The 14367-nt window shown below is 45.7% G+C and carries 12 protein-coding genes, 2 tRNA genes and 3 rRNA genes; 2 read left to right on the top strand and 15 right to left on the bottom strand.

All coding sequences use genetic code 11. The annotated features are described in order from the left end of the window. The first annotated feature begins 606 nt into the window (after nt 1-606). On the top strand, nt 607-891 hold the full coding sequence (locus AC0VZ9_RS00240; protein WP_009336674.1) for an AbrB/MazE/SpoVT family DNA-binding domain-containing protein: 285 nt from the start codon (nt 607-609) through the stop codon (nt 889-891). Nucleotides 892-932: 41 nt separating this feature from the next. On the opposite strand, the gene rsmI is transcribed toward AC0VZ9_RS00240, so the two are convergent. The 10 genes from rsmI to AC0VZ9_RS00190 all read right to left on the bottom strand — a co-directional run bounded on the left by rsmI (nt 933) and on the right by AC0VZ9_RS00190 (nt 8168). After that, nucleotides 933-1811: a 16S rRNA (cytidine(1402)-2'-O)-methyltransferase gene (gene rsmI, locus AC0VZ9_RS00235; protein WP_009336675.1), complete on the bottom strand. Its 879-nt coding sequence runs from the start codon at nt 1809-1811 to the stop codon at nt 933-935. Beyond that, a complete protein-coding gene (locus AC0VZ9_RS00230) occupies nt 1789-2073 on the bottom strand; it encodes a GIY-YIG nuclease family protein (protein WP_009336676.1) in 285 nt (94 codons plus the stop codon). The genes rsmI and AC0VZ9_RS00230 overlap by 23 nt, the downstream gene beginning before the upstream one ends. Continuing rightward, complete coding sequence (locus tag AC0VZ9_RS00225) at nt 2063-2803, bottom strand: tRNA1(Val) (adenine(37)-N6)-methyltransferase (protein ID WP_009336677.1); 741 nt, start codon at nt 2801-2803, stop codon at nt 2063-2065. Before AC0VZ9_RS00225 ends, AC0VZ9_RS00230 begins: the two co-directional genes overlap by 11 nt. Nucleotides 2804-2878: 75 nt before the next feature. Continuing rightward, nucleotides 2879-3253 carry a DNA replication initiation control protein YabA gene (yabA, locus tag AC0VZ9_RS00220; RefSeq protein WP_009336678.1) on the bottom strand — a complete coding sequence of 125 codons (375 nt, stop codon included), beginning with the start codon at nt 3251-3253 and terminating at the stop codon, nt 2879-2881. A 12-nt stretch (nt 3254-3265) separates the two neighbouring features. Beyond that, entirely contained in the window at nt 3266-4093 is an 828-nt protein-coding gene (locus AC0VZ9_RS00215) for a PSP1 domain-containing protein (RefSeq protein WP_009336679.1), read from the bottom strand. Continuing rightward, a complete protein-coding gene (gene holB / locus AC0VZ9_RS00210; RefSeq protein ID WP_009336680.1) occupies nt 4086-5093 on the bottom strand; it encodes a DNA polymerase III subunit delta' in 1008 nt (335 codons plus the stop codon). Before holB ends, AC0VZ9_RS00215 begins: the two co-directional genes overlap by 8 nt. Before the next feature lie 13 nt (nt 5094-5106). Then, the gene (locus tag AC0VZ9_RS00205; protein WP_009336681.1) at nt 5107-5547 is read right to left on the bottom strand and encodes a YaaR family protein; all 441 of its coding nucleotides are present in this window, start codon (nt 5545-5547) and stop codon (nt 5107-5109) included. 42 nt (nt 5548-5589) lie between these two features. After that, nucleotides 5590-5919 (bottom strand): cyclic-di-AMP receptor, encoded by a 330-nt coding sequence (locus AC0VZ9_RS00200; protein ID WP_009336682.1) that lies wholly within the window; start codon nt 5917-5919, stop codon nt 5590-5592. 165 nt (nt 5920-6084) lie between these two features. Continuing rightward, nucleotides 6085-6711: a dTMP kinase gene (gene tmk, locus AC0VZ9_RS00195; RefSeq protein WP_009336683.1), complete on the bottom strand. Its 627-nt coding sequence runs from the start codon at nt 6709-6711 to the stop codon at nt 6085-6087. 20 nt (nt 6712-6731) lie between these two features. Then, the gene (locus AC0VZ9_RS00190) at nt 6732-8168 is read right to left on the bottom strand and encodes an aminotransferase class I/II-fold pyridoxal phosphate-dependent enzyme (protein ID WP_217027684.1); all 1437 of its coding nucleotides are present in this window, start codon (nt 8166-8168) and stop codon (nt 6732-6734) included. Nucleotides 8169-8434: 266 nt separating this feature from the next. On the opposite strand from AC0VZ9_RS00190, the gene AC0VZ9_RS00185 reads away from it, so the two are divergent. Next, nucleotides 8435-8638, top strand: coding sequence for a sigma factor G inhibitor Gin (locus tag AC0VZ9_RS00185; RefSeq protein ID WP_009336685.1), 204 nt, complete (start codon nt 8435-8437; stop codon nt 8636-8638). A gap of 398 nt (nt 8639-9036) precedes the next feature. Here AC0VZ9_RS00185 and rrf read toward each other — a convergent pair. From rrf to AC0VZ9_RS00160, 5 genes are all read right to left on the bottom strand, one after another. Beyond that, a 5S ribosomal RNA gene (rrf, locus tag AC0VZ9_RS00180) occupies nt 9037-9152 on the bottom strand. A gap of 79 nt (nt 9153-9231) precedes the next feature. After that, nucleotides 9232-12167 (bottom strand): 23S ribosomal RNA (locus AC0VZ9_RS00175). Nucleotides 12168-12397: 230 nt separating this feature from the next. Continuing rightward, nucleotides 12398-12473 (bottom strand) — tRNA-Ala (locus AC0VZ9_RS00170). 11 nt (nt 12474-12484) lie between these two features. Then, nucleotides 12485-12561 (bottom strand) — tRNA-Ile (locus tag AC0VZ9_RS00165). An 89-nt stretch (nt 12562-12650) separates the two neighbouring features. Next, nucleotides 12651-14200 (bottom strand): 16S ribosomal RNA (locus AC0VZ9_RS00160). The 16S, 23S and 5S rRNA genes sit together here with 2 tRNA genes alongside, the layout of an rRNA operon. Nucleotides 14201-14367: the final 167 nt, after the last annotated feature.

Genomic DNA, 14367 nt, shown 5'->3' with positions numbered 1-14367 from the left:
CTTGTACCTAGAGGGGGTAGGCGCCGGAGCTAGATAGTTATCGAAGTCTAACGTTATACTTTCTTAAATTTTAAAAAATCCCGCCCAATTTGGACGAGAGTATTAATCAGAAAATCGTGCCGTTATTGGGCCTGCTATATCGATATTTTACAAGAAGTTATATTCGTCAGCATAACCTCTTATACCATCAAAATATACCTAAAAAGTTGAAATTGTGCAACCAATAGGCAGAAGGGATGGCAGGATTCTTCTTAAAATAAATTTTTTTATTTTCTATCCCTAAAAAAGGAAATTAACTTTCGAATATTATTATAGCAAAAGTATAATAATTGTAGAATTTTGTCGAAATGTCGAAATGAGTCATATTACTGCTTTTTGAGTAGTTCTTTCCCCTTTCTATATTAAACCTTCTTTATTTCTATAAAAACGTTGTTATATCAACGCTTCAATTGGCATCCCAAAATTTTCTATTTTAATTGAAAATAAAGTAATTGACGTATATGGGAATGGCTGGTATTATAAATGTAATAAAGATTTTGTCGAATAATGACGAAACAACATAGATAGAGAAAAATATTATTGGAGATTTGAGAGGAGACTTTTATTATGAAATCCACAGGTATTGTTCGTAAAGTTGATGAGCTTGGCCGTGTAGTTATCCCTATCGAATTAAGACGTACACTTGGAATTGCCGAAAAGGACGCTTTGGAAATCTACGTAGATGACGAAAGAATCATCCTTAAAAAGTACAAGCCAAACATGACTTGCCAAGTTACTGGGGAAGTATCTGATGAAAATATCTCTTTAGCTAACGGCAAATTAATTCTAAGCCGTGACGGTGCTGAACAGCTGTTAAAAGAAATTCAAAACACTTTTGAATTAGCAAAATAAGAATGAAGAAAAGCTTCTCACGCGTGTGAGAAGCTTTTTTTTTATTCCTCAATATGATAAGCATGGTAAACATCCCGCTTATTTAATCCCCGGTCTTTTGCCGTTTGCTTAATGGCTTCTTTGCTCGAGAGTCCAGTTTCTTCTATATAATGTCTAACATGATCTTCAACCGGGAGATTCTCCCACCAGGCTGTTTCTTCATCCTGAACAGCCTCGGAAGTTCCTTCAATAATAATCACAAATTCTCCTCTTACCTCGCCGTTCGAAGCCCATTCCATTGCTTCCCCTACAGTTCCCCGGATAAATTCTTCATATCTCTTCGTCAGTTCGCGGCATAACGCGATATTCCTGTTGCCCATAATATCCGACATCAGCGAGAGAGTTTCCTTCAGGCGGTGGGGAGCTTCATATAAGATGATGGTTGCCGAAAGCTTTGAGAGATTCTCCAGCTCCTGCTTCTTAAGTTTCTTCTGCCTGTTCAGGAATCCGTAGAAATAAAAAGGCTGAGTATCAATGCCGGAAGCAATCAGTCCGGTAAGGGCAGCATTCGCACCAGGCAGGGGGACCACTGTCAGCTTTTCTTCAGCCGCCGCCACTACAAGATCGAAGCCCGGATCTGAAATCGCAGGCATTCCTGCATCACTGACAAGGGCAATCTTTGCGCCATTAGCCACTTTCTCAAGCAGCTTCTGTCCGCTTGCCTCCTTATTATGTTCATGATAGCTGATAATGGGTGTGGCGATTTCAAAATGATTGCAGAGCTTCTTCGTATTGCGTGTGTCCTCCGCTGCAATATAGTCAGCTTCCTTCAGGATTCTTACTGCTCGGAAGCTCATATCTTCCAGATTGCCGATCGGAGTCGGGACTAAGTATAAAATTCCCTTTGTTTCTTCATGTTCAAAGCTTTTTTGCTGCCACATATGTACCACCCGTCTCTTTCATTAAAAACTCATCCTTCTTTTTCCTGGACCATTGCTTAAATTCATATTCTGCTCTCATCGCTTCGCCTTTTTCCAAAAAAGGGCGGGAGAAGACCAGCTCCACCGGCCCCCTGCCCCTTGTATACTTGGCCCCTTTTCCTTCATTATGGGCCTTCACCCGTTTTTCAAGATCATTAGTGTATCCTGCATATAAGCTGCCATCACGGCAATGGAGAACATAAAAATAATGGCTATTCTCCATATAAAATCTCTCTCATTTCAGGTGTATATTCATTTTCTTCATTATATACAAATAAAGGAGGCAGGATTTTCAGATCCGGATTACCGTTTTTTACTGCCTCAATTAGCAGGGTGTTCGCTTCTTTTCCGGCCTTCGGGTAGACGAATTGCACCCTTTTTGGCTCGAGCTTATACTTGCGCATGAGCGTGACAATGTCCAGGAACCTTCCCGGCCTGTGTACAAATGCTACCTTGCCGCCCTGTTTCGCAAGACCGCTTGATGCTTTAATCGCATCCTCCAGTGTACAGAGGATTTCATGGCGGGCTATCGCCAAATGTTCATTCTCATTGATTTCTTCCCGGGAAGGAGTAGGGAAATAGGGCGGGTTGCAGGTCACAACATCAAATTTCCCATATCCTAAAACCTGATGTATTTCTTTAATATCCCCGCGAATCATCTCAATCCGGCCTTGAAGCTTATTGTATTCAATGCTTCTGACTGCCATATCATGCAAACGCTCCTGAATCTCGACGCCTGTAATGGCCCCCTTTGTTCGTGTGCTTAAAAAAAGCGGAATCACACCATTTCCGCTGCACAAATCAATGAGATTGCCTTTTTGAATCGGTACATATACAAACCTGGCCAGCAGGACAGCATCCAGTGAAAAAGAAAAAACGGCCGGGCTTTGAATAATTCTCAAATCTTCAGCCAGCAAATAGTCCAGCCGCTCCCCTTCTTTTAAAAAATCCATTCTTGATCCTCCATGCTACTCTGATTCTTTGCCTCTATGGAAAAATAGCCTTCCTATCATCAGGAAGGCTAAAATTTACTTCTTATTCAGGAAAGACAAGCAAAACAGACAGTCTCCCTCTTTTCGAGGGCTGCCGAAATGGAGATTGCAAATGTGAAAGCCTTCCTGATAAAGGCGGGCAAGGTTATCATAGCCTTCTCCAATATCAATCACCTTATCATCATCAGCAGCATCGGCAGACTGCTCTGATTTGCCTTTTTTCGCCGATGTACTTTCCTTTTTCGCTGATATGTCTAAATGACGTCTTAAATGTTCATTTTCCAGCTTTAAAGAGTTATTCTCTTCAAGTATTTCTGCCAAATGCTGCTTTAACTCACCAAGCTGCTGATATAACTCTCCAATTTGGGTTTCCATATTACTCACTGAGTCAAAGATTTCTTTTTTATCCACGACTTCCACCTCTTAATCTGTGGACTGAACTGATACAGCACCTTGTTTTAAAATTTCATCCAATGTATATTCGAGGACGCGCTCCGCTTCTTTTACATCAACCTGCAGAACACGCTCCAATATATTCAAGCCTACCACTTTTCCAGCTCCATCAGGGGTCTGAATCCATTCCCCAAGGTCCGGAAGCTGTTCTTTTGCTGCTTCGTACTCATCATTTTCATACTTCAGGCAGCACATTAAGCGTCCGCACAAACCTGATATTTTCGTTGGGTTCAACGAAAGATTCTGGTCCTTTGCCATTTTGATGGATACTGGATCAAAATCACCAAGGAAGGTGGAACAGCAGAGCATTCTTCCACATGGACCAATTCCGCCCAGCATTTTTGCTTCATCCCTCACACCAATCTGGCGAAGTTCTATCCTTGTCCTGAAGATGGCTGCGAGGTCTTTGACAAGCTCGCGAAAGTCAACCCGGCCATCAGCTGTAAAGTAGAAAATGACCTTATTTCGGTCAAATGTATATTCAACATCGACCAGCTTCATATCAAGCTGATGTGTATGGACCTTTTCACAGCAGACCTCATATGCTTCTTTGGCGGCCTGCTTGTTCTCCTCGACAATCATGCGATCCTTTTGATCTGCAATACGAAGAACCTTTTTTAATGGAAGGACAACATCATGCTCATCGACCTGCTTCGGGGCAATTACCACTTTTCCGTATTCTACGCCTCGGACAGTTTCGACAATGACAAAGTCATCCTTTTGTATTGAGAGATCTCCGGGATCAAAATAATAAATCTTGCCCGCTTTTTTAAAGCGCACTCCTACTACATCATACAAAGGAAGATCCCTCCTGCAATTTTAGCACAAGCTGTTCCATCAACAGCTGCGGATTCATATTTGCCTGTAATTTTCTTTTGGCTTCCAAAACAGCCGTCATCTGTTCCGTCAGACGTTTTGTAGAAGATTGCAGTGCAAACTGCTCTAAACGATTTCGTTCGTTCAGATGGACAACCTGGTCTTGTTTCCCAAGCTGAATATATAGTAAATCTTTAAAAATAAGAAGTAATAGATCCAAGCCGCGATCAATCTGCTCTTTTTCTTTAAAGTGCAAGAACCAATCCTCCTGCAGGGCAACCATCGCCTCTAGCGGATTCTTCTTTACCACTTCATATAATTTTAACACTATTTTTTGCGCTTGTACAAACCAATCATCAGAACTATATTGCAAAGCCTCATCCAAATTATTGGTAATTTGTGCAAGTAATGGTGCCTGGGCAGGATCCACTCCATTATTTTTTAATTGCTGAATCATTTCTGCAGGAGATAATGGTTTAAAAGAAATGGTCTGGCAGCGGGATAGAATAGTAGGAAGCATCTGCTGCGACTGCTCGGTAATAAGCACAGCGGTCGTCTCTGCATGGGGTTCCTCCAGGAATTTAAGCAAACTGTTGGCAGCGTTAACTGTCATTCTATCAGCATGTACAATCACATAAAGCTTGCGCTTAGATTCCACCCCGGTCTTTGAAAACTCTTCCTGCAGGCTTTGAATCTGACTTTTTTTGATAGAAAGCCCGTCCGGCTCAAGGATATGAACATCAGGGTGATTGCCGCTGTTGATCCTCTTACAGTTTGAACATGTTTCACATGGAACATACCCATCAAGCGGTTCAAGACAGAATCGGCTTTTCGCTAAAAGCATGCTTGCTTCCCGCTTTCCCGTTCCTTTCATCCCTTCAAATAAGTAGGCGTGGGCCAGCCGATCCTTCTCTATGCTATTTTTAAACATTTTCAATACAACTGGCTGTATGACCTCCAGCTGTTCCCACGTTTTTCCCACAATGATCACTCACTTACATATATATATTTATTAAAAGCCCCTTAATCTCGCCGACTTTCCCCAGTATATCGATAGATGATTCTTCTTTTTTCATTAGTTCATCCGTCAGCTCTGACAGCTTTTCATCAACCGTTTCTACCACTTTCAGAGAACGGCCCTGTCCATGCTGATTCCAGCTGTGCGATTGCTTCAGCTCCATCCCAAAGTCAACGGCTTCCTTTACAAACCGCTTTACAAGCGTTTTAAATTTGGCTAAATCCTTAAAGGTTCTGGAGCGGGCAAGCCTTTCTCCAGCGGCATCTATATCTTTTAACAGACCCTGAAGCTGAGAAGCCTGCATTTTCTGGTCCTGCTTTTGCACCATTTCGGAAAATTTCACGCCGTTTCCCGCCGCCTGCTTCTGCTCATTGCGGACATTTTCCATCTTGAGCCGAAGTTCCTGATTAATTTTCATACCTAATCCTCCGCAAAGGGCATTAAGCTCCCTTTGAATGTATTAAAAATGGTGGAATTGTTCAACTGGCAGGACAAATACAGTCGCACCGCCAACTTCGACTTCCACAGGGTAAGGCACATAAGAATCAGCATTTCCGCCCATTGGCGATACAGGTGCTACCAGCTGGTCTCTTGCTCTGCAATTTTCCTTAATAATCTGCAGGGCTCTCTCCACACGGATATCCTCTGTCCCAATCATGAACGTTGTATTGCCTGATTTCAAAAATCCGCCCGTGCTGGCCAATTTTGTCGCACGAAAATTATTGTCAACCAACGCATTCATTAGCTTATTGCTGTCCTGATCCTGAATGACTGCCAGAATTAATTTCATAAGCCCATCCCCTTTACAAGTTTTTAATCCGTTTTATCTTACTTTTATTATATCAATTATTTTATCTTCAAGCAGAAATTAAGGGAATACCGGAAAAATTATTTTAAAAACTGACTGGCAAGCTTATAAAAAAGCCTTAAAGAATATGATCTTTAAGGCAAATGTTTATATTATTTCTTTCAGCTTGCTCTCCGCCTGCTGATACACTTCCTCCAATGTTCCCGAAGCATCGATTTTAAAGATGCGCTCCGGGTAAAGCTCCATTAGCTTCAAATAGCCTTCCCGCACTTTGTGATGGAAATCAAGCTTTTCCAGGTCCAGGCGGTTCACTTCCCTTCCTTTATGCTGGTTGATTCGATCCAGCCCGGCCTCCGGTTCAATATCAAAATACAGCGTCAGTTCAGGCATCATGCCTTCGATGGCAAAGCTGTTTATAGAGTATACTTCATCAATGCCAAGGCCCCTTGCATAGCCTTGATAAGCAAGAGAACTATCAATAAACCGATCACATAATATGATATATCCCTTATCCATTGCTGGCTTTACTTTTTCAGCCAGGTGCTGCCTTCTGGCTGCCGCATACAGCAGAGCCTCTGTTCGCGGATCCATCTTTGTATTATTTTTATCGAGTATGACACTTCTGATCTGCTCGGCAATCTCAATTCCGCCAGGCTCTCTTGTCTGAAGAACCTGATAGCCTTCCTTTGCCAGATTGCTTGCCAGCATATCTATAATCGTTGTTTTTCCGGCACCCTCAGGTCCTTCGACCGTAATAAACTTACCTTTTTTCATTTTACTTCCTCCAGCTGCTGTTATAGATCCTGATAAACGTTAATGCTGCCTTTTTTTATATTTTCCCCATTTTGAAACCGTGCTCCGGCCTTAATTTGAAATCTTATGCTTGCTATGTCTTCCCCTTCGATGAGTTCACCTGGGAATAAAAGCGGGATGCCTGGCGGATATGGAGTCACCTGCTGTGCACATATTTTACCAACCGCCTCTTCCAGTGCCACCGTTTTAATGGTGCATCGGTCTTGTTCCTTTTGCTCCAGGGCAAGGCCGGAGACAGGCCTTTTACTGAAAGGAGTTTTTTCATGTCGGCCTGCCGGGCCAAATGATTTCAGCTCCTCTTCCAAGCATTGAATAACCCGTTCAAATGGATAATCCATATCTTTTTTCAAAAGAGGCAATACAAATAGGACATTATAAGGATCTGCCATTTCCGTAAAGATCCCATGCTTCTCCAGGAGAGCCTGCAGTTCATACCCGCTGAGGGCAGCTGCCGACTGGATGGTCACTTTTAAAGGATCACCGTTTTTATGTTCAAAGTTCAGTACTTTAATTCCTTTTATTTTACTTAGATTCTTTCGGAAGTGCCCCGCCTTTTCAAGCAGCGCTTCCTCATCCTTTCCCGAGAATGAGGCTAAATAGGCTCTTGCCAAATCAAGAGATGCCATAATGGGATAGGAAGGACTGCTTGATTGGAGAATCCCCAGATATTTGGACACTCTTTCTTCCTTTATAAAACGGCTATTAAAATGCAGATAAGCCCCCATCGTCATAGCAGGCAAAGTCTTATGTGCCGATTGTACAACCAGGTCTGCCTGAAGCTGAACGGCCGAAGCGGGAAAACTATCTCCCCCGATCAAATGTGCTCCATGCGCTTCATCCACCAATACTGGAACTCCATGATCATGAGCATACTCAATAATGCTTTCAAGGTTAAACACCATTCCGTAATAATTGGGATAGGTTAAGATTAGCGCTTTTGCTTCCGGATTTTGTCTGATTGCCTCTTTAACGGTCTCTAAAGCTACTCCCCCGGCAACGCCCCACTCTTCATTAAACTCAGGCGCTAAGAAGACAGGCTTAGCCCTAGCCAAAGTAATGCCATTAAGAATGGACTTATGGCAATTCCGCTGAACAAGTACAGTCTCATTTTCCTTTGCGGCTGACATGACCATGGCGAGATTCCCTGAGGTGGATCCGTTAACAAGGAAAAAACTTTTTGGAACCCCATACAAATCGGCAAGCAGCTTTTGCGCTTTCAAAATGACTCCTTCAGGAGAATGCAAATCATCCAGTCCGCTAAGCTCAGTAGCATCGAGCTTTAAAATATCTTTAAAATAATCTGCTTCCTCACCGCCTGCAAGTTGACCGTTCTTATGTCCCGGCACATGAAAAGATACAGGCTGATGTGAAGCATGTTTTTTTAACTGTTCCCATAATGGAGTCTGTTCGTGATTCATATCTTCATCACTTTCCTAAGATTCTTCTCCTATTTTAACAAAACAAGTATGTGCGTGCTATAAAAGAAACATTAGGTTGATATCTGCGCCAGTCCATAAAGGATTAAGGAAATTTATGAAAGAAATCCATTATAGACATACACCCAAATTAGATTTCCATCATACAATATAAATCAAGTAACCTCAAAAAACCCGCCAATGAATATTCGAAAAATTGTATACAATAACATTGATCTGGGCAAAATAAGTGTATGGAGGTGGAGTGATTGGGTTCGCTATTAGCAAAAAAACATGCAGGGGAAGAATGTGTCATATGCGAGCAGGCAAAAACCAGGGGAATACATCTATACACTTCTTTTATCTGCACAGATTGTGAAAAAGATTTAGTCACCACGGATACAAGCAATCCAAAATATAATTATTACTTAAAGAAACTGCGGAAAATAACCATGCCGGAGATATTTTCTTGAAATGTAAGCCCTTTGATAGGGGCTTTTTATTTTTTTGCCGGTTTGTTGGGCCGCTGAGTCATTAATCTCAGTGTTATCTGACATGAATTGGATTTATGTAACAGGTTTTTGATTTTAACTAGCAGGAATTCGATTTTATCTCGCATGTTTTGATTTTTATTTCACATTTGGCACAATTCATCTTTGCTGAAAACAGATTTGACTTTTAAAACAGACGGCGGAATAAAGAGTGGCGCATATCATTTAATTTTGGCACATATATGAGTGAAAGTGGCGCATTTTTTTAGCTGAAGTGACGCATATATGCATTTTTCATAAAAAGATGAGTAAGAAGATATTTGGATTCAATAAATCATCCACATACAAAAAAAGAGCACTCATCAGGTGCTCTTTCATATGCCCGGCAGCGTCCTACTCTCACAGGGGACAGCCCCCAACTACCATCGGCGCTGAGAAGCTTAACTTCCGTGTTCGGTATGGGAACGGGTGTGACCTTCTCGCTATCGCCACCGGACTATTTGGTTGAAGAAACTTCGTTCCCTCAAAACTAGATAATGTATGAAGAAGTATTTGCCGAGTATTAACCATATAACTTGGTTAAGTCCTCGATCGATTAGTATCAGTCAGCTCCACATGTCGCCACGCTTCCACCTCTGACCTATCAACCTGATCATCTTTCAGGGATCTTACTAGCTTGACGCTATGGGAAATCTCATCTCGAGGGGGGCTTCATGCTTAGATGCTTTCAGCACTTATCCCTTCCGCACATAGCTACCCAGCGATGCCTTTGGCAAGACAACTGGTACACCAGCGGTGCGTCCATCCCGGTCCTCTCGTACTAAGGACGGCTCCTCTCAAATTTCCTGCGCCCACGACGGATAGGGACCGAACTGTCTCACGACGTTCTGAACCCAGCTCGCGTACCGCTTTAATGGGCGAACAGCCCAACCCTTGGGACCGACTACAGCCCCAGGATGCGATGAGCCGACATCGAGGTGCCAAACCTCCCCGTCGATGTGGACTCTTGGGGGAGATAAGCCTGTTATCCCCGGGGTAGCTTTTATCCGTTGAGCGATGGCCCTTCCATGCGGAACCACCGGATCACTAAGCCCGACTTTCGTCCCTGCTCGACTTGTAGGTCTCGCAGTCAAGCTCCCTTGTGCCTTTACACTCTGCGAATGATTTCCAACCATTCTGAGGGAACCTTTGGGCGCCTCCGTTACTTTTTAGGAGGCGACCGCCCCAGTCAAACTGCCCACCTGACACTGTCTCCCGCCCCGATAAGGGGCGCGGGTTAGAATTTCAATACAGCCAGGGTAGTATCCCACCGACGCCTCCACCGAAGCTGGCGCTCCGGCTTCTCAGGCTCCTACCTATCCTGTACAAGCTGTACCAAAATTCAATATCAGGCTACAGTAAAGCTCCACGGGGTCTTTCCGTCCTGTCGCGGGTAACCTGCATCTTCACAGGTACTATAATTTCACCGAGTCTCTCGTTGAGACAGTGCCCAGATCGTTACGCCTTTCGTGCGGGTCGGAACTTACCCGACAAGGAATTTCGCTACCTTAGGACCGTTATAGTTACGGCCGCCGTTTACTGGGGCTTCGATTCAAAGCTTCGCTTGCGCTAACCTCTCCTCTTAACCTTCCAGCACCGGGCAGGCGTCAGCCCCTATACTTCGCCTTGCGGCTTCGCAGAGACCTGTGTTTTTGCTAAACAGTCGCCTGGGCCTATTCACTGCGGCTCATCAGGGCTATTCACCCTAATGAGCACCCCTTCTCCCGAAGTTACGGGGTCATTTTGCCGAGTTCCTTAACGAGAGTTCTCTCGCTCACCTTAGGATTCTCTCCTCGCCTACCTGTGTCGGTTTGCGGTACGGGCACCTTTTCCCTCGCTAGAGGCTTTTCTTGGCAGTGTGGAATCAGGAACTTCGGTACTAAATTTCCCTCGCCGTCACAGCTCAGCCTATGTGGTAACGGGATTTGCCTCGTTACCGGCCTAACTGCTTGGACACGCTAATCCAGCAGCGTGCTTACCCTATCCTCCTGCGTCCCCCCATTGCTCAAACGGTAAAGAGGTGGTACAGGAATATCAACCTGTTGTCCATCGCCTACGCTTTTCAGCCTCGGCTTAGGTCCCGACTAACCCTGAGCGGACGAGCCTTCCTCAGGAAACCTTAGGCATTCGGTGGATGGGATTCTCACCCATCTTTCGCTACTCATACCGGCATTCTCACTTCTAAGCGCTCCACCAGTCCTTGCGGTCTGGCTTCAACGCCCTTAGAACGCTCTCCTACCACTGACATCGTAAGATGTCAATCCACAGCTTCGGTGATACGTTTAGCCCCGGTACATTTTCGGCGCGGAGTCACTCGACCAGTGAGCTATTACGCACTCTTTAAATGGTGGCTGCTTCTAAGCCAACATCCTGGTTGTCTAAGCAACTCCACATCCTTTTCCACTTAACGTATACTTTGGGACCTTAGCTGGTGGTCTGGGCTGTTTCCCTCTTGACTACGGATCTTATCACTCGCAGTCTGACTCCCATGGATAAGTCTTTGGCATTCGGAGTTTGTCTGAATTCGGTAACCCGATGGGGGCCCCTAGTCCAAACAGTGCTCTACCTCCAAGACTCTTACTACATGAGGCTAGCCCTAAAGCTATTTCGGAGAGAACCAGCTATCTCCAAGTTCGATTGGAATTTCTCCGCTACCCACACCTCATCCCCGCACTTTTCAACGTGCGTGGGTTCGGGCCTCCATCCAGTGTTACCTGGACTTCACCCTGGACATGGGTAGATCACCTGGTTTCGGGTCTACGACCACATACTCATTCGCCCTATTCAGACTCGCTTTCGCTGCGGCTCCGTCTCATCAACTTAACCTCGCATGTAATCGTAACTCGCCGGTTCATTCTACAAAAGGCACGCTATCACCCATTAACGGGCTCTAACTACTTGTAGGCACACGGTTTCAGGATCTCTTTCACTCCCCTTCCGGGGTGCTTTTCACCTTTCCCTCACGGTACTGGTTCACTATCGGTCACTAGGGAGTATTTAGCCTTGGGAGATGGTCCTCCCTGCTTCCGACGGGATTTCTCGTGTCCCGCCGTACTCAGGATCCACTCTGGAGGGAACGAAGTTTCAACTACAGGGCTTTTACCTTCTCTGGCCGGCCTTTCCAGACCTGTTCATTTACCTCGTTCCTTTGTAACTCCGTGTAGAGTGTCCTACAACCCCAAGAGGCAAGCCTCTTGGTTTGGGCTAATCCCGTTTCGCTCGCCGCTACTCAGGGAATCGCGTTTGCTTTCTCTTCCTCCGGGTACTTAGATGTTTCAGTTCCCCGGGTCTGCCTTCTATACCCTATGTATTCAGGTAAAGATCCTATCCCATTACGGATAGGGGGTTTCCCCATTCGGAAATCTCCGGATCAAAGCTTACTTACAGCTCCCCGAAGCATATCGGTGTTAGTACCGTCCTTCATCGGCTCCTAGTGCCAAGGCATTCACCGTGCGCCCTTTCTAACTTAACCTACTTCGGCCGCTGATCGACTGCGGATCTCTGCGTCAGCTCTCTCGCTCCGGTGCTCACTCGGTCGCTTCCTTGATCTCCTTTTGCCGCTCATCGTCCTCATGGTTTGTGCTCTTACTTATTTTCAAAATAAGAGAAAAAAACTAAGATGGCGATTACTCGGTTATTGCTTCTTCATTAACATTATCTAGTTTTCAAGGAACAAAAAATAACGAATGGATTCGTTATGGTTGGTGGAGCCTAGCGGGATCGAACCGCTGACCTCCTGCGTGCAAAGCAGGCGCTCTCCCAGCTGAGCTAAGGCCCCATTATATGAGATGGTGGGCCTAAATGGACTCGAACCATCGACCTCACGCTTATCAGGCGTGCGCTCTAACCAGCTGAGCTATAGGCCCACATAATAGGTAAAGTATTAAAATGTGAGAGGTTGAACTCTCAAAACTGAACGAACAAAACGCGTCACGTTTCATGTAAATATCCTTAGAAAGGAGGTGATCCAGCCGCACCTTCCGATACGGCTACCTTGTTACGACTTCACCCCAATCATCTGTCCCACCTTAGGCGGCTGGCTCCAAAAGGTTACCCCACCGACTTCGGGTGTTACAAACTCTCGTGGTGTGACGGGCGGTGTGTACAAGGCCCGGGAACGTATTCACCGCGGCATGCTGATCCGCGATTACTAGCGATTCCGGCTTCATGCAGGCGAGTTGCAGCCTGCAATCCGAACTGAGAATGGTTTTATGGGATTCGCTTAACCTCGCGGTCTCGCAGCCCTTTGTACCATCCATTGTAGCACGTGTGTAGCCCAGGTCATAAGGGGCATGATGATTTGACGTCATCCCCACCTTCCTCCGGTTTGTCACCGGCAGTCACCTTAGAGTGCCCAACTGAATGCTGGCAACTAAGATCAAGGGTTGCGCTCGTTGCGGGACTTAACCCAACATCTCACGACACGAGCTGACGACAACCATGCACCACCTGTCATCCTGTCCCCCGAAGGGGAACGCCCTATCTCTAGGGTTGTCAGGAGATGTCAAGACCTGGTAAGGTTCTTCGCGTTGCTTCGAATTAAACCACATGCTCCACCGCTTGTGCGGGCCCCCGTCAATTCCTTTGAGTTTCAGCCTTGCGGCCGTACTCCCCAGGCGGAGTGCTTAATGCGTTTGCTGCAGCACTAAAGGGCGGAAACCCTCTAACACTTAGCACTCATCGTTTACGGCGTGGACTACCAGGGTATCTAATCCTGTTTGCTCCCCACGCTTTCGCGCCTCAGCGTCAGTTACAGACCAAAGAGTCGCCTTCGCCACTGGTGTTCCTCCACATCTCTACGCATTTCACCGCTACACGTGGAATTCCACTCTTCTCTTCTGCACTCAAGTTCCCCAGTTTCCAATGACCCTCCCCGGTTGAGCCGGGGGCTTTCACATCAGACTTAAGGAACCGCCTGCGCGCGCTTTACGCCCAATAATTCCGGACAACGCTTGCCACCTACGTATTACCGCGGCTGCTGGCACGTAGTTAGCCGTGGCTTTCTGGTTAGGTACCGTCAAGGTACCGGCAGTTACTCCGGTACTTGTTCTTCCCTAACAACAGAGTTTTACGATCCGAAAACCTTCATCACTCACGCGGCGTTGCTCCGTCAGACTTTCGTCCATTGCGGAAGATTCCCTACTGCTGCCTCCCGTAGGAGTCTGGGCCGTGTCTCAGTCCCAGTGTGGCCGATCACCCTCTCAGGTCGGCTACGCATCGTTGCCTTGGTGAGCCGTTACCTCACCAACTAGCTAATGCGCCGCGGGCCCATCTGTAAGTGATAGCCGAAACCATCTTTCAGCTTTCCCTCATGTGAGGAAAAGAATTATCCGGTATTAGCCCCGGTTTCCCGGAGTTATCCCAGTCTTACAGGCAGGTTGCCCACGTGTTACTCACCCGTCCGCCGCTGACTTCAGGGAGCAAGCTCCCATCTGTCCGCTCGACTTGCATGTATTAGGCACGCCGCCAGCGTTCGTCCTGAGCCAGGATCAAACTCTCCATATAAGAGTTGATTAAGCTCATAAGTTGTCTTTTCAAAAAAGACTAAAGAATTAACGTTGACGTTTTTGTTCGTTCAGTTTTCAAAGATCAATCCGCCGCTTGAGGCGACTTTATTAATATATCATTCTCACGAATCAATGTCAACATCTTTTTTAAGATGTTTTTATCGC

It is taken from the genome of Cytobacillus sp. QJM3NY_8, from assembly GCF_056173585.1.
The sequence above is the reverse complement of the archived record's forward strand: the minus strand, read 5'-3'. Positions and strand labels throughout refer to the sequence as shown.